Raw genomic sequence first — 22,280 nt, 5'->3', positions numbered from 1 at the left:
CTCTTGCCGGCAGCGATCCTGCGGGACTCAGGCTGCGGTCCACGCACGAATGAACGGCGCGAGTTGCGGCAGCAGGTCGACCATGCCGTGCAGGGGCACGATCAGCCACAGCGACCGCGTGCGCGCCCACAACACGCCGAAGGCGATGCCGGCCGGTGCGACCATGACGAGGGAATAGGCGATGGCCCACGCCGGGGTGGCATGCGCGACGCCTTCCATCAGGTGGCCGCCGCGTAACCACAGGCCGGGCGCATGGGCCAGGCCGAACAGCAGCGAAGCCCACGCCACCGCGGCCACTTGCGAGCCGCTGGCCAGCGCGATTTTTTCCTGCAGGACGCGGCGGAACAGCACTTCCTCGCACAGCCCGGCTTCGAGCGTCTGCCAGAGCCAGCACAGCGGAATCGCCCACGCGAGCGTGCTGGCGGCGGGCGAGAGTTCGTGCAGGGTGATCAGGCCGCGTCCGAATACGGCCTGCATCGCCAGGTAGGCCAGCGACATCACGACGAAGACGAGCAGCAGCCTTCGCGACGAGAGCGTCGCGCGCGTATCGAGGCGGAAGCCGAGGAACAGCCAGGCGGGCAACACCACCATGGTCACCAGCTTCACCACGACCTGGACGATCGATTGCAGCGGCTCGTCCGGGAAGGCCGTATTGATCGCGGTGAAGCCCCAGCCGAGGATGGCCAGCGCGAACACCGCCAGGTACACCAGCACGCGCGGCAACTGATGAGGCTCGGGCAAAGGTGCGGTGGCCAGATCCCGCTTCAGCGTGCACAGCCACGCCAGCAGCGGAAACACCACGCCGAGCATGGCGAACAGGAACAGGGGTTCGGCGACACTGAAGCCGGGCTCGCGCTGCAGTACGAACAGGGAGCCGGCGTAAGCGAGCGCGGCGGCGGCCAGGGCGACGATCGCGGCACGCGACGAAGGGGAGTGCGGGAGGTTCATGGGGCGCCAGCATGCCCGGTGGCGCGAATGGCCGCTCCTTCCGTTGGTCGCCCAACCATAGGCACGGGACGCCGCGCCGGGCCCTGTGATGGCGCCATACGCCACGGTCTGGACGATGCCGCGATCACCCGGCAGACTCGCCGGCGGACCGCAGCAAGGAAGCGACGTCATGGAGAAGTGGATTCTGCTCGGCATGGGCCCGGTATTCCTCGGCCTGATCGCGCTCGAGGCCTGGTATTGGCGCAGGCGCCGGCCGGGCATGTACAGCGGCCTCGACACCTTGTCGAACGCGGCGCTGGCGCTGATGCACCAGGCGGCCGATGCGGTGGCCTGGCTGCTGGTGATCGGCCTCTACCATGCGGTGTACCGGCATCGGTTGTTCGACCTGGCGCCGGCTTCGGCCTGGACGATCGCCGCCTTGTTCCTCGCACAGGATTTCTTCTACTACTGGTTCCATCGCGCCAGCCACCGCATCCGTTGGCTGTGGGCGTCGCATGTGACCCATCACTCGTCGGAGCGGCTGAACCTGTCCACCGCGTTCCGGCAGAGCCTGACCTATCCGATTTCCGGGATGTGGCTGTTCTGGCTGCCGCTCGCGTGGCTCGGATTCGAACCCACGCACATCGTCGCGGTGGTGGCGATCAACCTGGGCTTCCAGTTCTTCGTGCACACCCAGGCAGTCGGGAAGCTGGGGTGGATCGAATACGTGTTCAACACGCCCTCGCACCACCGGGTGCACCACGCGCGCAATGCGAAATACATCGATCGCAACTACGCCGGCGTGCTGATCGTGTGGGACAAGCTGTTCGGCAGCTTCGTAGAGGAAGACCCGGCGGTGCCGTGCGAGTACGGCATCGTGGGACAGGGCGCACTTGGAAAGCTTGGCAGCCACAACCCGCTGCGCCTGACCTTCCACGAATGGATCGCGATGTTCCGCGACGCGGCGCGCGCGCAAGGCTGGCGCGCCGCGATCGGGCAATTGCTCTGCCCGCCGGAACGGGCTCTGTCGCATCGCCTGCGGGTCGAGCCTGACATCACGTCGCCTTGATGGCGCGTCGTCCGGGGTGCGTGACCCTGGGTTAGCGCTGGGCCACCTTGCCGCGTCCCGGCGAAGGCTCGACGGTGCGCAGATAGGCCCACACTGCACGCAATTCCGTTTCATCCATGTTGTTGTAGACGGCCCATGGCATCAGCGGATCCACCGCGGTGCCGTCGGGGCGATGGCCGGTGTGCATGAGGCGGAGGAAGTCGGCTTCGCTCCACTTCGCCAGTCCGTTCGGATGTGGCGTGAGGTTGGCGGACATCGGCTTGCCGGGAATGACGACGGTGCCGCCGGCGAGGTCCGGCGCATGGCAGCCCGTGCAGGATTGCGCGACATAGCGGCCATAGTCGGGCGTGGCCGCAGCGGCCGGTGCCTGGCGCGGGCGCGGCGCGTGGTCGATGGTTTCGGCGGAAAACAGGGGCACCTTGCCGAGCGTGTAGAGCACGCGCCCCATCGGACGGATGGTGCTGGTGCCCGGATCGTTGTCGCTGGGCGGTAGCGTGCGCATGTAGGCGACGAGGGCGGCGGTGTCGGCGTCGGCGAGGTTGGCGAACTCACCCGAAGGCATGAGCAGCAGCGGCTTGCCCCCTGGACGCACGCCGTGGCGGATGGCAGCGGCGAGCGCGTCGTCGGTGTAGGCCGGATTGCGCAGGCTGCGGGTGAGGTTGGGTGGCACGATGCGGCCGAGCATCGGATCGTCGATGAGCACGCGCCCGGCGCCCTGCGGGCCGTGGCAATCGCCGCAGCCGCGCGTGTCGAACAGGTGCTTGCCGCGCTGCAGCGCCGCGACGTCGGTGCCGATGCGCAACGGCGGGTCGTTGACCGCGTATCTGCGCGACATCGCCTTGCCGGTAACGCCCCAGGCCACGGCGAACAACCCGCCTACACCGAGCAGGAGGATGGCCAGGCCGAGGCCGGCCCATTTCATGAAACGTCGCATCGTTCGTGTCTTCCTGTTGATTCAGGACCACTCACGAAAACCGGCTGCTCAAGCGGACAGGGCTCCGCGCCGGACGCGGATGAATACGTATTCAGTGCCGGCCGGCACCTGCGACCGCCGCGTTGCGTAAACGCCACAGGTGCGCCGCGCCACACCCCGCGATCGCTTCGAAGGCCTGCTCGTAACGCGGGTCATAGAACGCGGCGTCCACGGCTTCGCTGTCGAGCACTCCGAGCAGGATCTCGTCGTGGCTGATGGCGGTGGCGAGTTCGGACAGGCCCAGCCCGCCGTCGTGGACATAGCGCGTATCCAGGCGGGTGTCGTCGACGCGTTGCGTGCGCAACAGGCGCGCGCAATCGCCTACCACGCCACGGCCGGCGGACAGGCGCAGGCGCGCTTCCGGCATGCGCCCGGCGCCACGCCGTGGCCCCCAGGCCGCGGCCTGCACCAGCGTGTCGTCACCGGCGGGCAGGTACATGACGCAGTCGGCGAGATTGAGTTCGCGGCCGGTGTGCTCGCACAGGATCCAGGCCACCTCATCCGCATCGGCGGATTGTTGCAGCAGTTCGTCGAGCCGCAGCAGCAGCCGGTCTCGGTGCAAGAGGAATCGACTGACGACGTCCACCAACGGCGACCTCCGCGTGCGGGAGTCGAAGCGTAAACCAGTTTCGTCGGCGAAATGTCGGTTGCGCCCGTGGGCCCCGTGCGCTCAGTCCGGCGCAACCACGTCGATCCCGATGTCGTCAATCGTCACGCGCTGGCCTGCATGGATCTTGCAGGTCTTGCGCAACTCCACCGTGCCGTCCACGTGCACCACGCCGCTGGCGACTAGCTGCTTGCCGGCGCCACCGCTGTCGCACAGGCCGGTGAGCTTGAGCAGCTGGTTGAGTTCGACGAAGTCGCGATCGAGTTCGAAAGTGATGAGTTGCATGGTCGCTTCTGGCAGGGGTGGCCCAGCGTCGCAGCCGGATCGCGGATCCGCAAGCAGAGTGTGACCGCGGCCGCATTCATATCGGACCGTAGCACCCCTCATTTGCGGTGGGACGTGCTGGGCCGGACAATGGGGGCCCCTTTCGGGAGAACACCTTGAATACTGCTGCATCGCACGTCACCCCCAACGCCGCTCCGTCCGTCAACCTGCGCAAACTCTGCGCGCAATTCGCCGCTCCCCAACTGGGTCGTGCCGTGTGGCAGCTGATCAACACGCTGGTGCCATTCGCCGTGCTGTGGGCGCTGATGGCATGGAGCGTGATCGGCGAATGGGGCCATGGATGGACGCTGCTGCTGGCAGTCCCTGCAGCCGGCCTGTACGTCCGCACTTTCATCATCCAGCACGATTGCGGCCATGGCTCGTTCTTCGCCAGCGCGCGTGCGAACGACATCGTGGGCCGTGTCCTCGGCGTGGTGACGCTGTTTCCCTACGGTTACTGGAAGAAGACGCACGCCATCCACCACGGCACCTCCGGCAACCTCGACCGCCGCGAGATGGGCGATATCGAAACGCTGACCGTCGCCGAATACCGTTCGCGTTCGAAGTTCGGTCGCCTGGTCTACCGCATGTATCGCAGCACGCCGGTGCTGCTGGGCATCGGCCCGCTGTACCAGTTCGTGCTCAAGCACCGCTTTCCGTTCGACCTTCCCTTCACGTGGAAGAAGGAATGGGCGAGCGTGCTGCTCAACAACCTGGTGCTGGTCGTCGTCGGTGGCGCAATGATGTGGGCGCTGGGCTGGAAGGCCGTGCTGCTGGTGCACCTGCCGATCGTGCTGATCGCGGGCGCCGCCGGCGTGTGGCTGTTCTATGTGCAGCACACGTTCGAGGACGCGTACTGGTCGCGCAAGGAAGACTGGGATTCGAGCCAGGCCGCGATCGCCGGCAGCTCCTACTACGACCTGCCGCGCGTGGTGCATTGGTTCACCGGCAACATCGGTTACCACCACATCCACCATCTCGCCAGCCGCATTCCGAACTACCGTTTGCGCGAGGCTTTCGAGTCGAGCCCGCTGCTGCAGGCGGCGCCGCGCATCACGCTGTGGACCAGCCTGAAGAGCGCGCGCCTGAAGCTGTGGTGCGAGGAGACGCGCCGGATGGTGGGCTTCAAGCAGCTGCACGCCTGAGGCCCACGCCCCACGCCCTCATATCGCGCAACAAAAAGCGGGCTTCGGCCCGCTTTTTGTTTGCGTCTGGATTTACTCGCGCTCGAACTGCATCAGTTCGTCCAGTTGCGCCTTCGCCTTGCGCAGGCTGCCTCCCGTGATGCTGTCTTCCATGGCCCGTGCCAGGCGCGGGCGGCTGGGATGCCGGGACCAGTGGTGGAACCACCAGGTCGCCAGCAGGCCCACCACGCCGACCAGTGCGCCGATCCCGACCAGTGATGGTGCCCGCGCGTAGAGATCGACGCCGGCCAGGGCCAGCAACACCATCAGGACGGGCAGCCACATGAACCACCAGGGCAGGCCGGCCACCATGCCGCTGACGATGTACGAGCGCCGAACCTTCGCCAGTTGCTTCTGGATGTCGAGCACCGGCGCCGAGTAATCGATGCGCGCCATCTGCCCGAGGGTGATGCCGGCGAGGATGATGCAGGCCACGCCGTAGGCGTGCACGATCACGCCCGCCACGATCACCGGCGCCGCTTCCGGCTTCTGGCTCCACAGCAGCGCGGCCATGGCGATGAACGCCAGGCCCCACAGCATCTGCACGATCTGGCCCCAGAACAGCGGGCGCAAGCCGGATTTCATGCGGTCGAGCTTGCCCTGGCGGAACACCTGCAGGTTGAGCTGGTGTTGCTGTTGCAGGCGACGGTCGAGGCTCTGCCACGCGGTCTTGAAGTCGTCGAGTTCCATGGGTGGGGTCCTGTCTGCGTGCATGGCTCAGGCCATGTCGTTGCGGATTCGCTGCTTGAGTCGGCTGATCTTGGTGGCGACGTTGCCTTCGCTGATGCCGAGGATGTCGGCGATCTCGCGATGGCTGCGGTCTTCCAGGTACAGCAATAGCAGTGCGCGGTTGAGCGGGTCCTGCCGGACGATGAAGCGGTGGAGCAGGCGCAGGTGCTGGTCGCTTTCGTGGTCCCCGCCATCGCCGGGGATGTCGTGCAGCGACTCGTCGAGCGGCACCGACTGCTGCTGGCGATGGCGGTTGCTGCGCAGTTGGGAAATCGCCACGTTCAGGGCAATCCGATACATCCACGTGGAGAAGCTGGCGCGGCTGGCGTCGTAACCGGGGAACGCGCGCCACAGCTGCGTGGCGATCTCCTGGGCCAGGTCGGCGCGATCGTCGGGGTGGTGGCAGTACGAGTACGCCACCTTGAACACGATGCCGCGATGGCGGTCGAGCAGTTCGCCGAATTCCTGTCGCGTGCTGTCCTGCATGGGGGCGGCGATTTCCATGGAAGGTCCGTGTCGATTCTAGGGGGAGTGGCTGCGGGCCATCTGGCTGCCCACGACGTCATCGGAAACATGATTCGCGCAGAGCGGCGATTCCTTACAGGGTCGTCCTGCATCCGGCGTTGACGCCGGCGCGGGCAGGCTTGGGCCCGTTCCCGGGAGGCGGCCATGCGCAGCAAAACCCTGAAGTTCGGCAAGGGCTTCCGCGTCGCCTTCGATGTGCGCAAGGCGCAGGCGGCGGAGATGGTGATCGCGCCGGGCGGCAGCGAAGGCGGGCCGGATAACCGTCATCGCGGCGCGGACCAGTGGCTGTTCGTACTGTCGGGCAGCGGCGTGGCGATCGTCGAGGGGCGCCGCGTGCCGCTCAAGGCGGGCACGCTGCTGGTGATCGAGAAGCGCGAACGCCATGAAGTCCGCAACACCGGGCGCGCCCTGCTCAAGACGCTCAACTTCTACTACCCGCCGGCCTTCGATGCTGATGGCAATCCGAAGGGGCCGGGCAGGGGTTGAGACGGTTCGGGCGAACCTTCAGCGAATCGGCAAACGCAGGCGGCGCCCGCGCCACGCCAGTATCACGCCGTCGTTCTGGATCGATTCGACGGTGGCTTCGCCGAGGCGATCGCCCTGGTTGACGCGCGTGCCGTCGATGATCGCGAAGCGGTCGGCGGCATCGGGCGCCCACATGTGCATGCTCACCTTCAACGCGGGCAGTTGCTGGCGCTCATCGGACGACAGGTCCGAGAGCCGCAGGGGCAGGTCGGGACTGGTGAACGAGGGTTGCGCGGTCGTGGACGGCGGTTCGGGCACGACACGCGTGGGCGCCGGCAGCGGGGTGGGGACGACGGCGGCAGCAACGGAAGCGACGGAAGCTGGTTCGGGGTTGCCTGGCGTCGCGGCGGCCGCCGCCGGTGGCCGGGGCCGCGGCGACGCCACCGGCGGTGGTGCGAGCGGAGCCGTGGATGGCAGGTTGACGGCTCCGGCCGCGGCCGTCGTGACGGGCGCGTTCGCGCGCGGCTGCAGGGGCAGGGATGCGGGCAGCGAAACGACCGCCGGGGCCGTGGGTTCCGGGGCGATGGGGCTGGACGCGGGCTCCACCAGCGCCGGGCGCAACCACCATGCGAGCAGCAGCAGCGTGGCCAGGGCCGCTGCCGCCACCGCGATCGATGCGTTCCGGTTGCGCGTCGCGGTCGCTGCCGCTGGTGTGATCGGGCTGGCATCGCTAAGCAGGTCGGGCGCCTGGCCGCGGCGACGCTCGGCTTCGGACTTGCGCAGCGCTTCGAGGATCATCGACATGGCTACTCCAGTCCCTTCAGCAGGCGCGGGCCGGCTTCGTCGCGCGCGGCGAGGGCCATCAGGGTTTCCGGACCGATCACGCCGTCACTGGCGAGCCCGCTGTCGCCCTGGAAGCGCCGCACCGCGGCCTGCATGTCGGCGTTGAGGGTGGCGACGGCATCCGCCGGCAGGTAGCGCGTCGTGAGGCGGTCGCGCACCCACGTGAGCGACGGCGTTTGTCCGGCGACGGGCAGGGTCAGGTTGGCGGGGCCGCGCCACAGTGCCGCGTATTCGCCGTTCCAGTGGCGCGCCAGCGCCAGGCGTTCGATATCGAGCGTGTGGCCGTCGAGCGACACGCGGGCAATGCGTGCATCGGCGCCCAGGAGCACGGCCCACGCCTCGTGCGTGTCGCTGCGCAGGCGCAGCAACACGGGTCGATCCTGCGCCACCAACCGGTCGAGCGTGCCCCGTGCGCGCAGGCAGTAGGCGTCGCTGGCGATCGCGAAGGAGCAGCCCGAGGCGATGGAGATGCTGAGGTTGTCGGATGGCAGCTTCCACGCCTGCAGCAATTGCTGCCACGCCAGTGGCGAAGCGGCTGCGGCGCCATCGATGCGATTGGCCAGTGCATCGGCGTCGAGCGCCGCGGGACGCGCGGATTGCGCGGCTGCGGCGGCTGGAGCGGGCCGGACCTTGTCCGCCGTCGTCGCGGGAGTGGCCGCGGTGATCGTTGCGGTCATCGACTTTGTTGCCGTCGGCTTCGCCACCGGAGTTGCTGGCGGCGCCCGCCATGCGTACACGCCCGCGACCAGGGCCAGTGCCGCCACGCCCACGCCGCCGGGTATCAGCCAGCGCCTGGCGCGCCAGGCCGACGCCGCCCTCGGCGCCAGTGCTTCCCGCGCGGCGCGATCGACCGTGCGGGCATCGATGCGGGTGTCGTCGTGCGCGTAGCCACCGAGCAGGGCGCGCTCGGCAATCACGTTGATCAGGCGCGGTACGCCACCCGAATGCACGTGGATACGCTTGATCGCGCCGGCGTCGAACGGCAGGTGCAGGCCGCCCGCGACGCGATAGCGGTGGCGCAGATAGGTGGCGGTTTCCTGCGCGTCCAATGGGGTCAGGTGGTAGCGCGCGGTGATGCGCTGCGCGAGCTGGCGCAGGTCTGGCCGCGCCAGGATCGTGCGCAGTTCCGGCTGGCCGAGCAGGATGATCTGCAGGAGCTTCTGGGTGTCGGTCTCGAGGTTGGTGAGCAGGCGCACCTGCTCCAGCGCGTCGACGGACAGGTTCTGCGCCTCGTCGATGATCAGCACCACGCGCAGGCCCTGCGCATAGGCGTCGAGCAGGTAGGTGTTGAGCGCGTCGGTGAGCGCCTTGATGCTGCCCGACATGCCCGGGTCGACGGGCAGGTGCAGTTCCTCGCAGATCGTTGCCAGCAGTTCCGCCGGCGTCACGCGCGGATTGAGCACCAGGGCGACGCGGGTATGGGGCGGGATCTGTTCCAGCAGCAGCCGGCTCAGGGTGGTCTTGCCGGTGCCCACCTCGCCGGTGAGCTGCACGAAGCCGCCGCCGCCGCCCTGGCCGATGCCGAACAGCAGGTGCGCCAGCGCATCCCGATGGCGCTCGCTGAGGAACACGAAGCGCGGGTCGGGCGTGATCGAGAAAGGCGGCTCTTTGAGGCCGTAGTGCTCGAGGTACATGCGCAGACCAGGGGTGGACCGGCGCCTAGCCTGCCACGAACACGGGCGCGTAGCGATGTCCGTCTCGTTCAGGAGACTATTCGGCCGCGCCCTTGGATTCGGCGGTGCCCAGCACTTCCGGGCGCAGGCGATGCGGCGTGCCCAGCAAGGGGTGGATGAAGACCGCGGCGAGGATGATCGCGACGCCGAGATAGAACTGCGCACTCAACTCGCGCTGTTCGCCCAGCAGCACGATGGCCAGGACGATGGCATAGACCGGCTCCAGGTTGACCGCCAGCTGCTGGGCGAAGGCACTCATGTGCCGCAGTGCCACCAGCGACAGCGTGAACGGCAACAGCGTGCAGGCCAGCGACAGGGCCAGCAGCAGCAGGACGTCGCGCGTGCTTGGCAGCACCAGCAGGTCGCCGGCGAAGGCCGGGAACAGCAGCGGCATCACGGGGGCGAGCGCCGTGAGCACGACCGCGCCGGCGCCGAGTTCGAGTGCGGTGACGGTGAGCGGATCGGCATGTTCGACGAAGCGCTTGTTGAGCGAACCGAAGATCGCGACGAGAAGCGCCGACAGCGCGCCGACCGCGATGCCCGCGCGCATGCCGTGCGGTACGCCGCCGACTACCAGCACCACGCCGGGCAGCACCAGCACGCCCAGGGCGAGTTCGCGCTTGGAGAAGCGGGTGCGCGTGAGCCACGGTTCGATCATCGCGACGAAGACCGTGCCCAGCGCGATGCAGGTCGCGCCCACCGAGGCATTGGACAGCTTGATCGCGCCGTAGAAGGTGAGCCAGTGCAGCGACACCAATGCGCCGATGCCGGCGTAGGCGAGGATCAGCCGCGGCGGCATCGCGCGCAGCCCGCGCCAGACGCGTGGCACCAGCGCGAGTGCGGCGACCACGATCAGCAGGCGCCACCACACCAGCGGCAACGCCGGCAGCGAGATCATCTTGCCGAGAATGGCGGTGAAGCCCCACAGCACCACGCAGAAGTGGATTTGCAGGAAGGCCTTGCGGGTGTCGGTCATGGGCATGGGGGCATTATCCGCGAGCATGCCCGCCTGGCGCGCGACCGGCCCCGGTCATGGCAAGCTGGTGCCAGGCAGCGTCGAGAAGGCGCGTCGCCAGTGGTTCCTGCCGGCAGTACATCCTCCATGCGCGATGACTTCATCGATTACCTGCAGGACCTGTTCGCCGACTTCGGTCCGGTGACCGCGCGCAGGATGTTTGGCGGGCACGGCCTCTATCGCGATGGCGTGTTTTTTGCGCTCGTGATCGACGAATCGCTGTACCTGAAAGTCGATGCGCAGACGCAGGCGCGTTTCGAGGCGGCGGGCAGTGCGCCGTTCGTGTACGAAAAGCAGCGCGAGCCCATCACGCTCAGTTACTGGTCCGCGCCGGCCACCGCCATGGAATCCGCGCAGGACATGCGGCCGTGGGCGCAACTCGCCTACGAGGCGGCACTGCGCAAGGCCAGCGCAGCGCCGAAGCGCGTCCGCGCCTCCAGGCGTCCTCGTTAGCCAGGTGGGCTAGCGGATTCGCCGGGCAGGGCGAGCAGCCAGTCGACGAAGGCACGCGCCGCGGGTTTGAGGCGCTTGTGCGCCGGATACACCACGTAATAGCCCCAGCGCGCCTTCAACGCCGGACCGGGGAGGCGGACAAGCATGCCGGCGGCGAGATAGGGCGCGACGATCTTGTCCCGCGCCAGGGCGGCACCCAGTCCATGCACCGCGGCATTCAGGGCGGCCGTGCTGTCGCTGAAGCGGTAGCGTTCCTCGATCGAAGCGCCATGCACGTCGGCCGCGCGCAGCCAGTCGTGCCAGCCCTGGCGGGCGAGGTCGGACACCAGCGGCAGGCGCGTGATCGCGGCGGCATCGCGCACGTCTTCCACGCCGGGCAGGGTGGGCGACGCCACCGGGAACAGGTAGTCGTCCATCAGGTGGTGGGCGGTGAGTCCCGGCCAGTGCCCCGCACCATGGCGGATGCCGAGGTCCGGCCCGCCATCGTCGAAGCGGGTCAGCGCCACTTCGGTATCGACGGTGAGCCGAACGTTCGGATGCAGCGCGGCGAATTGCGGCAGGCGTGGCTGCAGCCAGGTGTAGGTGAGCGAATGCAGTGTCGTGATGTGCACGCGATCCAGCTCCGCGCGTGCGACGCGCAGGCTGCGCACCACGCTTTCCATGTCGGCCATCGCGCTGCCCGCGGCGTCGGCCAGCTGGCGCCCTTCGGCGGTCAGCGATACCCCGCGCGCATGGCGCTGGAACAGGACCACGCCCAGGCGCGCTTCGAGCTTGCGGACGTGGTGGCTGACGGCGCTCGCGGTGAGGTGCAGTTCTTCCGCGGCATGGGCGAAGTTCTGGTGGCGCGCGGCGGATTCGAATGCCGCCAGCGCCGGGAGCAGGTCTGCACGCAGGGCCATCATGAGCCTCAAATCTGGTTTGTGTCTGTCGGCGAAAGTATGCGCTTGTGCCGGATGGCCATGGGCCGAAAATTGCGTATGCCGACAGTGCTGCCCGACGGGCCGTGCCGTGCTCCTCCCCCACGGGCGCCATGCGCCCACCGCCAACGGAACAAGACATGGGCCGACTGGATGCGATCTCGCTTTCCACCCTGCAGGCGTCGTTGATCGACGACATTCCGGCAGTTCGCGTCGGCGCCGGTTGCTCGCGCCGCGACCTGTCGTCCGACGGCAGCGTGCGCGTGTGGGTGGTCGACATGGAGCCGGGCAGCACCTGGCCGTACGTCGACGACCACGACACCGGTGAGCACTACTACGTGATCGCAGGCGAAGTGATCGAAGGCCACGCGCGCCATGGCGCGGGTACCTACGTGCGCTTCCTGCCGGGCACGAGCCACAGACCGAGGACCGAGACCGGCGTGCGCCTGTTCGGTTTCAACCTGGATTCGGCGGCGCTGGGGGCCGCGCGCGAAGCCGCAAGCCGTGCACATCGTTTCAATTACAGCCAAGGTTGACTGTCGCTGCGATCACGCCAGACCGGCCCGCATGACAGCATTCCAACGAGGACTCGCACCATGAACACTCTTGCCACCGATCGCCCGCTGCGCAGCCTGCGCGAAAGCGCCTGGCTGACGCCGGTGGAACTGGCGGTGCTCGGCGCCATCTGGGGCGCCTCGTTCCTGTTCATGCGCGTGGCCGCCAACGACTTCGGTCCGATGCCACTGGTGGAAGTGCGCCTCGGCCTCGGCTCGCTGGTGCTGCTGCCGTTCCTGTGGCGTTATCGTTCGCACTTCGCTTCGCCGAAGCTGTGGGGCAAGCTCGCGCTGATCGGTGCGATCAATTCCGCCGTGCCCTTCATGCTGTTCGCCTGGGCGGCGCAGCGGGCCCCCGCGGGCGTGGGCGCGATTTCCAATGCGATGACGGTGCTGTTCACCGCGCTCGTCGGCTTCCTGTTCTTCGGCGAGAAGATCGGTGCCAAGCGCGCGGTCGCCTTGTTCACCGGCTTCGCCGGCGTCGTGGTGCTGGCCAGCGGCAAGATCGCGGGCGCGAGCATCGGCTGGGCGGTCCTGGCGGGCAGCGCGGCGGCGTTCCTCTATGGCATCGGCATCAACCTGGTACGCCGCCACCTGACCGGCCTGCCGCCGGCGGCGGTGGCGTCGGCGACGCTGGGCACCTCGACCCTGCTCACGCTGCCGTTTGCGATCGCCACCTGGCCACAGCATGCGATCCCGCTGAAGTCGTGGTTGTCCGCGGGCATGCTCGGCGTGCTGTGCACGGGCATCGCCTTCGTCATGTACTACCGCCTGATCGCCCGCGTCGGTGCGAGCCGTGCCTCGACGGTGACCTACCTGATCCCGGTGTTCGGCGTCGCCTGGGCATGGCTGCTGCTTGGCGAATCCTTAACCTGGACGATGGCAATCTCGGCCGCGCTCATCCTGGGTAGTGTGGCCATGAGCCAGCAACCGTCGCGCTGACAAGTGGCGGGCATTCCGCCACTCATCAAGGGGTGAGGCATGATCGCCCGACTCTGGCATGGCACCACGCGCCTCGATCGCGCCGATGCGTATGCGACGTTCCTCTCCGATCGCGCGATGCCCGATTACCGCGGCACGCCGGGCAACCTCGGCGCGCAGGTGTTGCGGCGCGACGAAGGCGACATCGCCCACTTCCTCACCCTGAGCTACTGGGAAAGCGAGGATGCGATCCGCGCGTTCGCCGGTGATGACCTGTTGARAGCGAAGTACTACCCGGAAGACGAGGGCTTCCTGCTCGCGCGCGAGCCGCAGGTGGAGCACTACGAGGTGCGGTCAGCGGGCTGACGGCGAGGTCATTGCCGGAGCAGGCGGGTAAGCGCCATCGCCGCCGCTGGATTGCGTTCCTTCGCGGCGCTGATGAAGAACACATACACGTCGCGCTGCTCCGTGGGTGGCACGCCATTGGCCGCGATGTGCGGCAGGTCGTCCGGATGCCCGCCCCGCGCCCACAGTCGTACCCGCTCGGCCCAATGAGCCAGTTCCTCTGCGGTGTAGCCGGTGTCGATCTCGCTGCGCGAGCGCATCAGCCGCGCGTAGACGAAGTCGCTGGTGACGTCGGCGAACGAGGGATAGTCGCGTGAGTCGGTGAACACGGTGCCGAGGTTACGCTCGCGCATCAAGGCGACGAAGCGTGCATCGACGAATGACGAGTCGCGCACGTCCAGCACGTGGCGCAGGCGGCGGCCATCGACTTCCTCTGGCAGCAGGTGGAGGAAGGCGGTGAAGTCCTGGTGTTCCAGCTTGCGCCCGACATCGAATTGCCACACCACCGGCCCCAGGCGATCGCCCAGCGACGCGATGCCGCCCAGGAAGTCCTCGACCTGTGCCCCGGTGTTGGCGAGCACGCGCGACTGCATGATCCGCATCGGCGCCTTGAGCGAGAACACGAAACCGTCGGGCGTTTCCGACGCCCACTTTTCGTAGACCGCGGGCCGCTGCGCGCCGTAATAGGTGCCGTTGATCTCGATCGCGCTGAGGTGGCGCGAGGCATATTCCAGTTCGCGCCGCTGCACCAGGCCGGGCGGATAGAAGTTGCTGCGCCAGGGCACGTAGTTCCAGCCACCGATGCCGACACGGATGCCGTCGATGGCGGGCACCGAGGTGCGCGACCAGTCATCGGGCAAGGCGGGTTTTCGGCTCATGCAGGCAGGGGACTTTGGGAGGGCCCGGGATGGTACCGCTGGATGTTGCTAATGGACGAACGGCGAAGTGGGGGCATTGCGGGCAAGGGCGGCCGCCACCCGGACGGGTCGGGCGGCGCCGCCCGACTGTGACAAGGACCTGGCGGCGTCCGTTCGTCCGCCCGACTGACCGACTGACCGACCACGGTAGGCCGGCGCGCGCCTTGCGACGCGCGCCGGCCCGGCGTGTCACTTGATCGGTTCGTCCAGCATCAGTTCGCGCGCGAACCGGCCCGGGGGCGAGCCGAACGACAGCAGCTTGTCGTGGTAGGCCTTGACGTTGAACTTGTCGCCTTCGCGCTTCTGCACTTCGTTGCGCAGGTCCATGTGCTCGCTGTAGCCGACGAAGTAGGTCGGCAGCTGGGCCGAGGTCAGCGACGCGCGCACCCACTTGCCGGCCGCTTCGCGCTCCTGCTGGAAGGCGGTGACGGTCATCAGCTTCATCGCGTCGTCGCGGCTCATGCCGTCGACGTGGATGGCCTGGTCGAGGATCGCGTTGGCCATCGCGCGCAGCGCCCACTTGCGCTGGATCAGCTGCATCAGCGGATCATTGTTCATGTAGCCCGCATCGGCCATGACCTTCTCGCCGTACATCGCCCAGCCCTCGATGAAGGAGCCCGAGCCCAGCACCGCGCGCAGCGTCGACGGGTACTTGTTGGAATGCCACAGCTGCAGGTAGTGGCCCGGCATCGCTTCGTGGATGCTCAGCTCGTGGATCGAACGGGTGTTGTATTCGCGCAGGAAGGAATCGACCTGCTCCTTGCTCCAGTCATCCGGGATCGGCGACACCGCGTAGAACGTATCCAGGCCCTTGTCCAGCGGGCCGGGCGAATCGCAGTAGGCCACGGACACGCCGCGCTGGAATTCCGGCATCAGGATGATCTGCACCGGCGCATCGGGCGCCGACACCAGCTGCTTCTCGCGCACGAACGCGGTCGCATCGGCGGTGGCCTGCTTGGCGAGTTCGACTACCTTGTCGCGTGCCGGGCGATCGGCGTAGGCAAGTTCGAGCGCGGCTTCGATCGCCTTCTGCTGCTGTTCGTCGCTCGGCGCGTCCGGCATCTCCGTGGGCGCGGTCGGCTTGCCGGCCAGTACCTTGCGGGCGATGTCGTACATCTCGGTGCGCGTCTGCTTGATCGCGGATTCGGCGCGGGTGCGGATTTCCTGGCGGGAGAGCGGCGAGTTCAGCGCGAAGGCGAGCTTCTCGTCGTACAGCTTCTGGCCGATGCGGAAGTCGCCCTTCGCACCGGGCACCAGGGTCTTGTCGAGCCAGGCCTGGTTCTCGGCAACGGCCTTCTTCAGCGTGGCCATCGCGGCATCCAGGCGGGTTCGGTCGGCGCCACTGAGTTCGCCCGCATGCGGGGCGATCATGTCGTCGATGATGCTGGTGACGCCGGCATTCTGCTTCTGCACCGTTTCGGCGTGGATCTTCGGCACGCGCGCCAAGTCGAGGTTCTCGCGCATCTGGGCGAACAGCGCGGGGATCTTCTCCATGCGCGCGGTGGCGGCCTTGAGGCGCTGCGGCATCGGTGCGAAGTCGCGCGCCATCAGCGTGTACAGCGCGCCGCCGGCGATGCCGTTGTAGACCTGCGGATCCCATGCCCAGCTCTGCAGCGTGTCCATCTGCCAGATGTCGTAGCGGATCTGGTTGCGCAGGATGGCGAGGTCGACCTGGTTCTCGCGCGAGAGCTTGCCGGCGTCGAGCGCATCGACCTCGGCCAGCATCTGCTTGCTGAAATCAGTGAACTTCTGGCGGCCGGCGGCGCTGAGGTCGTCGATGCGGTCGTCGAAGTCGTGCTTGCCGGTCTGGGTGGCGCTGACCGGCTGCTGTTCCAGCCAGCCGTCGAGCCAGCGCTTGGAGAGGTCGGCGAACTTCGCGTCGGCTTCGGCGGTGGACGCCTGCGTCGCCGCCGGCGTGGCGGTGGTAACGGGAGTTTCGTGCTTCTGGCAGGCGGCGGTGGAGATCAGGAGGGCGAGGGCGATCGACAGTGGGATCGCCGTTGGGACGGGACGCAGGCGCATGGTGGTCTCGGGCATCTCGGATGGAGTGGTCGGGTGTGCAGCGGAGCTGCGACGGCCGAGCATATCGCCATGCCCGCGGCGATGCGCGGGCCGCAGGTCCTGGTCTGGCGCGTCGCGGATGGTCGTACGGAAGGGACGAACGAAGCCGCGGTCTATTCGCTCCATTCCGCGTCGGACTCGAATTCGACGAGCACGTCGAGTTCGAATGCCAGCGCCTCCACCGCCTCCCGCACCTTGCCGGCAGTGGCGTTGTTGGGGGCGTCGATCTCCAGTTCGTGCACGCCGGGGCCCTGGTCGTCGGGCAGGCCGGCGGAGCTGGAGTCGTCGTCGTCCATGTGGTCCATGAGGTCGGCCACTTCTTCCACGTGCTCGATCCCTTCGATGCTCGCCAGCAGGTTGCCGATCGCGCGTGCATCGTCCTCGCTGCCGGTGATTCGCAAACGCAGTTGGGGCATGGCGCGGCCTTGTCCTGGTCTGGGCTGGGGCGCGGTCAGGCTAGGCGCCGGCGCGGCAAGGGTGCGTGACGGAGCGACCGGGCTTTGTCGAGCCGGAGCCGCTTCTATCTGCAGAATTTCCGGGGTCATGCGCTGCAAACAAAAAGGCCGCCTTCGGGCGGCCTTTCTGCTTCAGGAAACGCGGGCGTTATTTCTTCACGGGACGCACCGGCAGCGGCACGTTGCACAGATCGATATGCCCCGCGGGCCGCTTGTACCACTCGTCGCGGCGGTTGCGGCGCGCTTCCACCAGCTGGGTGAAGGCGGGCGTGTCCGTGCGCAGCAGCTCCAGCGGCACGCGGTCGTTTTCCGGTACCTCCGATGCAAGCCGGATCGCCTTGATCGCGGTGCGCTGTTCGGGCTTCTCGTAGAAACCGAGCGGACCGGTGCCGCGCGGCAGTACCGAGAGCAGTTCGATGCCCTGGACTACGCGGCCCACCACGGTGATGTTGCGGTCGAGCTGGCGCGGCGACTGGCCGGTCACGACGTACAACTCGGTGCCGTTGCTGGAATCGGCGGCGACGTCACGCCCCGCGCCGATGGCGCCGTAGCAATGCGCCAGCCACGTCTTGCCGGCCTGCGGATCGCGCGCGGCCGGGAAGCCCTCGGCGAAACCCACCTGCGGCGCCCAGCCGTCGCTGTCGGGCAGGCGATCGAACTTCACGCTTTTGCCCGTGCGTTCGAATTCCGCGGGCAGCTTGGCCTGGGCGGTGCCGAGCGGCTTCTTCTGCTGGTCGTCCTCGGCGGCATCGCCCCACTGCACGACGAAGTTGTCCTGCGAGCGGTTGATGCTCAGGCCGTTCCAATATCCTTCCTTCGCCAGCGTGCGGATGTTGGCGACATGCGCGGGGGCGAAGCCGGGGGCGAGTTCGATCACGACGCGGCCGGAGGCGAGATCGAGGTACAGCGTGTTGGCCGGATCGAGCGTGCGCCAGTCGGCCGCGTGGGTCGCGTCGAGGATCTCCTGCATCGATTTCGGCTTGGTGGCCTGCGCGCCGGGCGTCGCCGGTTCCGCTTTCCGTGCCGGCGCTTTCTGCGTCGAGGACCGGGTGGCCGGCTTCTTTGTCGGCTTGGCGGCTTGTGCGGTACAGGCCAGGCCGAGCATGGCGGACAGCAGGACTACGCGGTTGAAGTGCATGGAAGCTCCTAAGGGATCGCGAGGACGCCGCGACGGATCAAACCCGATTGTTCGAAATCATTATTCGAAGTCACGGCGGTAATTGCCGTGCATGAATTCACTGAATTCGACTTGGCCCGGGAAGCGGTTCTCGATGGTGAAGCGGTAGCCGTCGCCTGCGAAGTCGTAGCGGTAGCGCGCCTCGCCGCGTGGCGTCTTCTTCTCGAACAACAGCGTGTCGCCGTCCCAACGCCCACGGGCGGGTTCGGGCGGGAAACCCATGCTGTCGAACCACCACCACAGCACGTCACCACTGCCGGGTTCGATCAGGAAGACCCCGTGGCCGCGGAAGCAGACGCGGCCGTCTTTTTCTTCCTCGTACTCCTGGACCAGCGTCATGCCATCGAGGGCGACGCGGCAATGCGTGCGGCCGATCGCGGCGCCGCCTTCGCCCCAGGGCGAGGGTGCCAGTTGTTCGGGCCCTGACCAGCGGCCTTGCAGGCGGGAGAACAGGCGCTCGTGTTCGGCGCCAGGGCGCGGCATGTCCATCGTGGTGTTCTCCATCGTGGCGTTCTGGTGGGGACGGAGCGGCGAGGATACGGCGCCAGTCCCGCACATGACCAACGGCACCCCGTGACTAATGGCAGAGACGGTATAGCGAAGTTAGCAGTAGTGTTTGCTTCAAGTTACCGGACACACGCCATGACCCCGGATTCCCCCACGTTCGACAGCCACCTGCGCAAGTTCCAGAAGGAGCTCAGCGCCGGCACCGTGTCGCTGGCCCTGCTCGCCGTACTGGGCACGGCCGACGAACCCATGTACGGCTACCAGATCGCCAAGCGCCTGGAGCAGGAGGGCGAGGGCGTCCTCAGCGGCAAGCAGAGCGCGCTGTACCCCGTACTGCGCAACCTGGAGGGAAGCGGGCTGCTCGACAGCTTCGTCGAACCTTCCGTCTCCGGCCCGCCGCGCCGCTACTACCGCATTACCGAAGCCGGGCGCGAAGCCCTGCGCGGCTGGTCCGCCGCCTGGCGCGCCACCCGTGATTCCGTCGACGCAGTCCTTGGGGAAGCCAAATGAACGCCACCGCCTTGCCGACCACCATTCCCGACTACCTCGAGCAGCTGCGCCGCTCGCTGGCCGGCGCCGACCCGGCGCTGGTGCAGGACGCGCTGTACGACGCCGAGGAATACCTGCGTTCTGAGCTGACCGAGAACCCCGGCAAGTCCGAGGCCGAGGTGATCGCCGCCGTGGCCAGCAGCTATGGCGCGCCGGACGAAGTCGCCGACATCTATCGCGACACCGAAGTGAAGGTGCAGAGCGCGCTGCGCACGCCGACCACGCGGCCGGCCGTCGCCAACCGCTCGTGGATCAGCCGCTTCTTCGGCGTGATCGCCGAGCCGCGCACATATGCGGCGCTGTTCTACATGCTGCTGGCGCTGGCCACGGGCATCTTCTATTTCACCTGGGTCGTTACCGGCATCTCGCTGTCGGGCGGCCTCGCGGTGCTGATCATCGGCATTCCGTTCGTGATCCTGTACTTCGGTTCGATCCGCGTGTTGTCGCTGGTGGAAGGACGCATCGTCGAGGTGATGCTCGGCGAACGCATGCCGCGCCGGCCGCTGTACTCCACCCGCGGCAGGCCGTGGCTGGAACGCATCAAGGACCTGTTCACCGATCCGCGCACCTGGGCCACGCAGCTGTACTTCCTGCTGATGCTGCCGCTGGGCATCGCCTACTTCACGGTGGCGGTCACCGGGCTGGCGACGTCGCTGGGCCTGATCGCGGCACCAGTCGCCGCGCTGTTCGGCGGATTCAACGGCGGTCTGTGGATGGACGACGTCAACGTGATCGGCGTCGACGGCTGGTGGGCGCTGCCGCTGTGCTTCATCGTCGGTGTGGTGCTGCTGTTCGCCACGCTGCACCTGGCCCGCGCGATCGGCCACCTGCACGGGCAGCTGGCCAAGCACATGCTGGTGAAGACCTCGCAGTACGACTGAGCCGCGCCATCGCGGTAAACAAAAAGAGCCGGCAGCGATGCCGGCTCTTTTGCCTTGCGGAAGCGTGGGATCATTTCGCCGCGGTGCTCGTTCCGTCCTTGCCGCGATAACGTTCGAACCAGGCCAGGATCGCCGATGCCTTCGCCGCCGACTGCGACGGCCGCGCCGCGATGCCACCATGGCTCGCGCCCGGTACCTTGACCAGCGCAGTGGGAACGCCGCGCAGCTGCAACGCAGTGTAGTACTGCTCGGCTTCGCTCACCGGCGTGCGGTAATCCTCGGAGCCCACGACCACCAGCGTCGGCGTCTTCACGTTGCCGACCAGCGACAGTGGCGAACGCGCCCAGTAACCCTGCGGGTCTTCCCAGGGCAGCTTGTCGAACCAGTAGCTGTGGTAGTAGATCGCGCCGTCCGAAGTAAGCGCGAAGCTGGTCCAGTCGATCACCGGCTTCTGTGTCGCCGCCGCGCGGAAGCGGTCGTTCTTGCCGACGATCCAGGCGGTCAGCACGCCGCCGCCGGAACCACCGGTGACGAACAGGTTGTCGCTGTCCACGAAACCCTTGGCGATCGCCGCATCGACCGCGCTCATCAGATCGTCGTAGTCGTGGCCCGGATACGCCTTGTCGATCTGGTTGGCGAAATCCTCGCCGTATGACGTCGAGCCGCGCGGGTTCACGTACACCACGACATAGCCGGCCGCGGCGTAGAGCTGGTCGTCGGTCGAGAACGCCGGGCCGTAGGCCGCGAACGGACCGCCATGGATCTCCAGGACCAGCGGATACCTGCGCGACGCATCGAAGTTGGGCGGCGTCACCATCCACGCATCGACTTCGCGACCGTCGAAGGCCTTCACCGGCAACGGCTGCACGTCGCCGAGCGTCTTCGCCGCCAGCAGGCTCTCGTTGAGGTGGGTGAGGCGCCGCGCCTTGCCGCCGCGCACCACCGCCACGTCGGAGGGGCGCAGCGGGGTGCCGCTGGTGATGGCCAGCGTGCCGTCGCGCGCCACGCTGTATTCGCCACCGCTGTAGGGCCGGTCGAGTCCGCTGCCGGTCAATCCTTCCGCGACCGTGCGCACCGAACCGTCCAGGCCGACGCGTGCCACGCGCACGCTGCCATGGTCGTCGTAGTCGACGAAGACCGAACGCCCGTCGCCGGACCACACCGGATCGCCGACGCTGCGGTCAAGGTTGCCGGTCAGCACGCGCGCGTTGCGGCCATCGCTGTCCATCACGTACAGGCGCGTGTTCTGGTAACCCAGGCGGCGGTCGTCGAAGCCGAGGTAGGCGATGCGCTTGCCATCGGGCGACACCACCGGCGATCCATCCGGCCCGTTGCGGTCGGTGAGCGTGCGGATGCTGTTGTCGGCGAGCGTCACGACGTGCACGTCGGTGTCGACCGCCTGCCGCTCCCAATCCTTCGAAAGGTTGCCGCTGAACACGATCGCCTTGCCATCGGGTGTCCACGACAGCGGACCCGCGGCGTTGTGCTGGCCGAAGGTGACCTGCGTCGGTGCGCCACCCTCCGCCGGTACCCAGAAGATGTGCTCGAAGCCGGGCTTGGCGTAACCGTCGCCGTCGTTGCGATACGTGACGGCGTCGATCACCTGCAGCGGTTCGGCCCATTGCGCGCCCTCGGGCTTCGCCGGCGCCTTGCCCAGCGAGGCGCCTTCGGCGGGAACGAACATCGAATAGGCGATGCGGTTGCCATCGGGCGACCACTCGATGCCCGACGGCGTCTCCGGCAGGCCGGTGACGCGCGCCGCTGCGCCCGTCTTCATCCAGCGCACGTAGAGCTGCGCGCCGCCGCCATCGGAGGTGGACACGTAGGCCAGCCGCGAGCCGTCGCGCGACCAGCGCGGCTGCATGTGCGATCCCGTGCCCGCGATCAGGGGCGCCTGCGTGCCGCTGGCCACGTCGATCAGCCAGATCGCCGAACGCGCGCGGTCGGTCATGACGTCGTTGGAACGGCGCACATAGGCGATGGTGCGTCCGTCGGGACTGATCTGTGGATCGGTGGCGACTTCCAGCGAGAACAGGTCCTGGCCGGTCAGCAGGCGCGATGGCCCCTCGGCGGTGGCGGCGAAAGCGGGTGCATGGGCGAAAAGGGCGAGGGTCAGCAGCGCGGCTGATGGCTTCATGATGGGCTCCGGGACAAGGAGCCCATGGTTCAACCTTTACGCGGCGCGGACAACATGACCGTTGGGCTCTCC

General features: G+C 67.7%; 25 protein-coding genes. 9 read left to right on the top strand and 16 right to left on the bottom strand.

Annotated features, from left to right (window positions below; translation table 11 throughout):
- Positions 1-27 precede the first annotated feature (27 nt).
- The gene (locus tag ACXJJ9_RS15645) at positions 28-948 is read right to left on the bottom strand and encodes a CPBP family intramembrane glutamic endopeptidase (protein WP_457098048.1); all 921 of its coding nucleotides are present in this window, start codon (positions 946-948) and stop codon (positions 28-30) included.
- Between the two features lie 169 nt (positions 949-1,117).
- On the opposite strand from ACXJJ9_RS15645, the gene ACXJJ9_RS15640 reads away from it, so the two are divergent.
- Positions 1,118-1,996 (top strand): sterol desaturase family protein, encoded by an 879-nt coding sequence (locus ACXJJ9_RS15640; protein WP_457098047.1) that lies wholly within the window; start codon positions 1,118-1,120, stop codon positions 1,994-1,996.
- Positions 1,997-2,027: 31 nt separating this feature from the next.
- On the opposite strand, the gene ACXJJ9_RS15635 is transcribed toward ACXJJ9_RS15640, so the two are convergent.
- From ACXJJ9_RS15635 to ACXJJ9_RS15625, 3 genes are all read right to left on the bottom strand, one after another.
- A complete protein-coding gene (locus tag ACXJJ9_RS15635; protein ID WP_457098046.1) occupies positions 2,028-2,930 on the bottom strand; it encodes a c-type cytochrome in 903 nt (300 codons plus the stop codon).
- 91 nt (positions 2,931-3,021) lie between these two features.
- A complete protein-coding gene (locus ACXJJ9_RS15630; protein ID WP_457098045.1) occupies positions 3,022-3,531 on the bottom strand; it encodes a hypothetical protein in 510 nt (169 codons plus the stop codon).
- A 108-nt stretch (positions 3,532-3,639) separates the two neighbouring features.
- Complete coding sequence (locus ACXJJ9_RS15625; protein WP_457098044.1) at positions 3,640-3,861, bottom strand: RNA-binding S4 domain-containing protein; 222 nt, start codon at positions 3,859-3,861, stop codon at positions 3,640-3,642.
- 155 nt (positions 3,862-4,016) lie between these two features.
- On the opposite strand from ACXJJ9_RS15625, the gene ACXJJ9_RS15620 reads away from it, so the two are divergent.
- The gene (locus ACXJJ9_RS15620; RefSeq protein ID WP_457098043.1) at positions 4,017-5,045 is read left to right on the top strand and encodes a fatty acid desaturase; all 1,029 of its coding nucleotides are present in this window, start codon (positions 4,017-4,019) and stop codon (positions 5,043-5,045) included.
- Between the two features lie 72 nt (positions 5,046-5,117).
- Here the strand turns inward: ACXJJ9_RS15620 and ACXJJ9_RS15615 are convergent, their stop codons facing one another.
- Both ACXJJ9_RS15615 and ACXJJ9_RS15610 read right to left on the bottom strand, forming a co-directional pair.
- Positions 5,118-5,774 carry a serine/threonine protein kinase gene (locus ACXJJ9_RS15615; RefSeq protein WP_457098042.1) on the bottom strand — a complete coding sequence of 219 codons (657 nt, stop codon included), beginning with the start codon at positions 5,772-5,774 and terminating at the stop codon, positions 5,118-5,120.
- Between the two features lie 27 nt (positions 5,775-5,801).
- Positions 5,802-6,317, bottom strand: coding sequence for an RNA polymerase sigma factor (locus ACXJJ9_RS15610; RefSeq protein WP_457098041.1), 516 nt, complete (start codon positions 6,315-6,317; stop codon positions 5,802-5,804).
- Positions 6,318-6,482: 165 nt separating this feature from the next.
- Between ACXJJ9_RS15610 and ACXJJ9_RS15605 the strand changes: the two genes are divergently transcribed.
- A complete protein-coding gene (locus ACXJJ9_RS15605; RefSeq protein ID WP_457098040.1) occupies positions 6,483-6,824 on the top strand; it encodes a cupin domain-containing protein in 342 nt (113 codons plus the stop codon).
- Positions 6,825-6,842: 18 nt separating this feature from the next.
- Here ACXJJ9_RS15605 and ACXJJ9_RS15600 read toward each other — a convergent pair whose 3' ends face one another.
- The 3 genes from ACXJJ9_RS15600 to ACXJJ9_RS15590 form a co-directional block, all read right to left on the bottom strand.
- The gene (locus ACXJJ9_RS15600; RefSeq protein ID WP_457098039.1) at positions 6,843-7,607 is read right to left on the bottom strand and encodes a general secretion pathway protein GspB; all 765 of its coding nucleotides are present in this window, start codon (positions 7,605-7,607) and stop codon (positions 6,843-6,845) included.
- A 2-nt stretch (positions 7,608-7,609) separates the two neighbouring features.
- Entirely contained in the window at positions 7,610-9,280 is a 1,671-nt protein-coding gene (locus tag ACXJJ9_RS15595; RefSeq protein ID WP_457098038.1) for an AAA family ATPase, read from the bottom strand.
- 76 nt (positions 9,281-9,356) lie between these two features.
- The gene (locus ACXJJ9_RS15590; protein ID WP_457098037.1) at positions 9,357-10,301 is read right to left on the bottom strand and encodes a DMT family transporter; all 945 of its coding nucleotides are present in this window, start codon (positions 10,299-10,301) and stop codon (positions 9,357-9,359) included.
- 120 nt (positions 10,302-10,421) lie between these two features.
- Here ACXJJ9_RS15590 and ACXJJ9_RS15585 point away from each other — a divergent pair, with 120 nt between their 5' ends.
- Positions 10,422-10,787 (top strand): TfoX/Sxy family protein, encoded by a 366-nt coding sequence (locus tag ACXJJ9_RS15585; protein ID WP_457098036.1) that lies wholly within the window; start codon positions 10,422-10,424, stop codon positions 10,785-10,787.
- Here ACXJJ9_RS15585 and ACXJJ9_RS15580 read toward each other — a convergent pair.
- Positions 10,784-11,686, bottom strand: coding sequence for a LysR substrate-binding domain-containing protein (locus ACXJJ9_RS15580; RefSeq protein ID WP_457098035.1), 903 nt, complete (start codon positions 11,684-11,686; stop codon positions 10,784-10,786). The two genes, ACXJJ9_RS15585 and ACXJJ9_RS15580, sit on opposite strands and share 4 nt — an antisense overlap.
- A gap of 158 nt (positions 11,687-11,844) precedes the next feature.
- Between ACXJJ9_RS15580 and ACXJJ9_RS15575 the strand changes: the two genes are divergently transcribed.
- The 3 genes from ACXJJ9_RS15575 to ACXJJ9_RS15565 are packed head-to-tail and all read left to right on the top strand — an operon-like array spanning position 11,845 to position 13,545.
- Complete coding sequence (locus ACXJJ9_RS15575; RefSeq protein ID WP_457098034.1) at positions 11,845-12,240, top strand: cupin domain-containing protein; 396 nt, start codon at positions 11,845-11,847, stop codon at positions 12,238-12,240.
- A gap of 60 nt (positions 12,241-12,300) precedes the next feature.
- On the top strand, positions 12,301-13,200 hold the full coding sequence (locus tag ACXJJ9_RS15570; protein ID WP_457098033.1) for a DMT family transporter: 900 nt from the start codon (positions 12,301-12,303) through the stop codon (positions 13,198-13,200).
- A gap of 39 nt (positions 13,201-13,239) precedes the next feature.
- Positions 13,240-13,545 (top strand): antibiotic biosynthesis monooxygenase family protein, encoded by a 306-nt coding sequence (locus ACXJJ9_RS15565; protein WP_457098032.1) that lies wholly within the window; start codon positions 13,240-13,242, stop codon positions 13,543-13,545.
- Between the two features lie 8 nt (positions 13,546-13,553).
- Here ACXJJ9_RS15565 and ACXJJ9_RS15560 read toward each other — a convergent pair whose 3' ends face one another.
- The 5 genes from ACXJJ9_RS15560 to ACXJJ9_RS15540 all read right to left on the bottom strand — a co-directional run bounded on the left by ACXJJ9_RS15560 (position 13,554) and on the right by ACXJJ9_RS15540 (position 18,638).
- Positions 13,554-14,402 (bottom strand): DUF72 domain-containing protein, encoded by an 849-nt coding sequence (locus ACXJJ9_RS15560; RefSeq protein WP_457098031.1) that lies wholly within the window; start codon positions 14,400-14,402, stop codon positions 13,554-13,556.
- Positions 14,403-14,630: 228 nt separating this feature from the next.
- Complete coding sequence (locus ACXJJ9_RS15555) at positions 14,631-16,478, bottom strand: DUF885 domain-containing protein (RefSeq protein WP_457098030.1); 1,848 nt, start codon at positions 16,476-16,478, stop codon at positions 14,631-14,633.
- Between the two features lie 137 nt (positions 16,479-16,615).
- The gene (locus ACXJJ9_RS15550) at positions 16,616-16,918 is read right to left on the bottom strand and encodes a hypothetical protein (RefSeq protein ID WP_457098029.1); all 303 of its coding nucleotides are present in this window, start codon (positions 16,916-16,918) and stop codon (positions 16,616-16,618) included.
- A gap of 187 nt (positions 16,919-17,105) precedes the next feature.
- Entirely contained in the window at positions 17,106-17,927 is an 822-nt protein-coding gene (locus ACXJJ9_RS15545) for a peptidylprolyl isomerase (RefSeq protein WP_457098094.1), read from the bottom strand.
- A gap of 228 nt (positions 17,928-18,155) precedes the next feature.
- Complete coding sequence (locus ACXJJ9_RS15540) at positions 18,156-18,638, bottom strand: DUF1579 family protein (RefSeq protein WP_457098028.1); 483 nt, start codon at positions 18,636-18,638, stop codon at positions 18,156-18,158.
- Between the two features lie 138 nt (positions 18,639-18,776).
- On the opposite strand from ACXJJ9_RS15540, the gene ACXJJ9_RS15535 reads away from it, so the two are divergent.
- Together ACXJJ9_RS15535 and ACXJJ9_RS15530 are read left to right on the top strand one after the other, a co-directional pair.
- A complete protein-coding gene (locus tag ACXJJ9_RS15535; protein ID WP_457098027.1) occupies positions 18,777-19,151 on the top strand; it encodes a PadR family transcriptional regulator in 375 nt (124 codons plus the stop codon).
- Positions 19,148-20,071 (top strand): sensor domain-containing protein, encoded by a 924-nt coding sequence (locus ACXJJ9_RS15530; RefSeq protein WP_457098026.1) that lies wholly within the window; start codon positions 19,148-19,150, stop codon positions 20,069-20,071. Before ACXJJ9_RS15535 ends, ACXJJ9_RS15530 begins: the two co-directional genes overlap by 4 nt.
- A 70-nt stretch (positions 20,072-20,141) precedes the next feature.
- Here ACXJJ9_RS15530 and ACXJJ9_RS15525 read toward each other — a convergent pair whose 3' ends face one another.
- On the bottom strand, positions 20,142-22,208 hold the full coding sequence (locus ACXJJ9_RS15525) for a prolyl oligopeptidase family serine peptidase (RefSeq protein WP_457098025.1): 2,067 nt from the start codon (positions 22,206-22,208) through the stop codon (positions 20,142-20,144).
- Between the last annotated feature and the right edge of the window lie 72 nt (positions 22,209-22,280).

Source organism: Lysobacter sp. P5_B9, from assembly GCF_054049835.1.
This window is presented reverse-complemented; position numbering and strand designations above follow the sequence as displayed.

Excerpts from the sequence above, each read along its gene's own strand:
- ACXJJ9_RS15530 (WP_457098026.1), top strand. The coding sequence starts at position 19,148 with ATGAACGCCACCGCCTTGCCGACCACCATTCCCGACTACCTCGAGCAG.
- ACXJJ9_RS15625 (WP_457098044.1), bottom strand. The coding sequence starts at position 3,861 with ATGCAACTCATCACTTTCGAACTCGATCGCGACTTCGTCGAACTCAAC.
- ACXJJ9_RS15580 (WP_457098035.1), bottom strand. The coding sequence starts at position 11,686 with ATGGCCCTGCGTGCAGACCTGCTCCCGGCGCTGGCGGCATTCGAATCC.
- ACXJJ9_RS15550 (WP_457098029.1), bottom strand. The coding sequence starts at position 16,918 with ATGCCCCAACTGCGTTTGCGAATCACCGGCAGCGAGGACGATGCACGC.
- ACXJJ9_RS15545 (WP_457098094.1), bottom strand. The coding sequence starts at position 17,927 with ATGCAGGAGATCCTCGACGCGACCCACGCGGCCGACTGGCGCACGCTC.
- ACXJJ9_RS15570 (WP_457098033.1), top strand. The coding sequence starts at position 12,301 with ATGAACACTCTTGCCACCGATCGCCCGCTGCGCAGCCTGCGCGAAAGC.
- ACXJJ9_RS15575 (WP_457098034.1), top strand. The coding sequence starts at position 11,845 with ATGGGCCGACTGGATGCGATCTCGCTTTCCACCCTGCAGGCGTCGTTG.
- ACXJJ9_RS15605 (WP_457098040.1), top strand. The coding sequence starts at position 6,483 with ATGCGCAGCAAAACCCTGAAGTTCGGCAAGGGCTTCCGCGTCGCCTTC.
- ACXJJ9_RS15525 (WP_457098025.1), bottom strand. The coding sequence starts at position 22,208 with ATGAAGCCATCAGCCGCGCTGCTGACCCTCGCCCTTTTCGCCCATGCA.
- ACXJJ9_RS15555 (WP_457098030.1), bottom strand. The coding sequence starts at position 16,478 with ATGCCCGAGACCACCATGCGCCTGCGTCCCGTCCCAACGGCGATCCCA.
- ACXJJ9_RS15540 (WP_457098028.1), bottom strand. The coding sequence starts at position 18,638 with ATGGAGAACACCACGATGGACATGCCGCGCCCTGGCGCCGAACACGAG.
- ACXJJ9_RS15635 (WP_457098046.1), bottom strand. The coding sequence starts at position 2,930 with ATGCGACGTTTCATGAAATGGGCCGGCCTCGGCCTGGCCATCCTCCTG.
- ACXJJ9_RS15590 (WP_457098037.1), bottom strand. The coding sequence starts at position 10,301 with ATGCCCATGACCGACACCCGCAAGGCCTTCCTGCAAATCCACTTCTGC.
- ACXJJ9_RS15560 (WP_457098031.1), bottom strand. The coding sequence starts at position 14,402 with ATGAGCCGAAAACCCGCCTTGCCCGATGACTGGTCGCGCACCTCGGTG.
- ACXJJ9_RS15615 (WP_457098042.1), bottom strand. The coding sequence starts at position 5,774 with ATGGAACTCGACGACTTCAAGACCGCGTGGCAGAGCCTCGACCGTCGC.
- ACXJJ9_RS15600 (WP_457098039.1), bottom strand. The coding sequence starts at position 7,607 with ATGTCGATGATCCTCGAAGCGCTGCGCAAGTCCGAAGCCGAGCGTCGC.
- ACXJJ9_RS15610 (WP_457098041.1), bottom strand. The coding sequence starts at position 6,317 with ATGGAAATCGCCGCCCCCATGCAGGACAGCACGCGACAGGAATTCGGC.
- ACXJJ9_RS15645 (WP_457098048.1), bottom strand. The coding sequence starts at position 948 with ATGAACCTCCCGCACTCCCCTTCGTCGCGTGCCGCGATCGTCGCCCTG.
- ACXJJ9_RS15595 (WP_457098038.1), bottom strand. The coding sequence starts at position 9,280 with ATGTACCTCGAGCACTACGGCCTCAAAGAGCCGCCTTTCTCGATCACG.
- ACXJJ9_RS15585 (WP_457098036.1), top strand. The coding sequence starts at position 10,422 with ATGCGCGATGACTTCATCGATTACCTGCAGGACCTGTTCGCCGACTTC.
- ACXJJ9_RS15640 (WP_457098047.1), top strand. The coding sequence starts at position 1,118 with ATGGAGAAGTGGATTCTGCTCGGCATGGGCCCGGTATTCCTCGGCCTG.
- ACXJJ9_RS15535 (WP_457098027.1), top strand. The coding sequence starts at position 18,777 with ATGACCCCGGATTCCCCCACGTTCGACAGCCACCTGCGCAAGTTCCAG.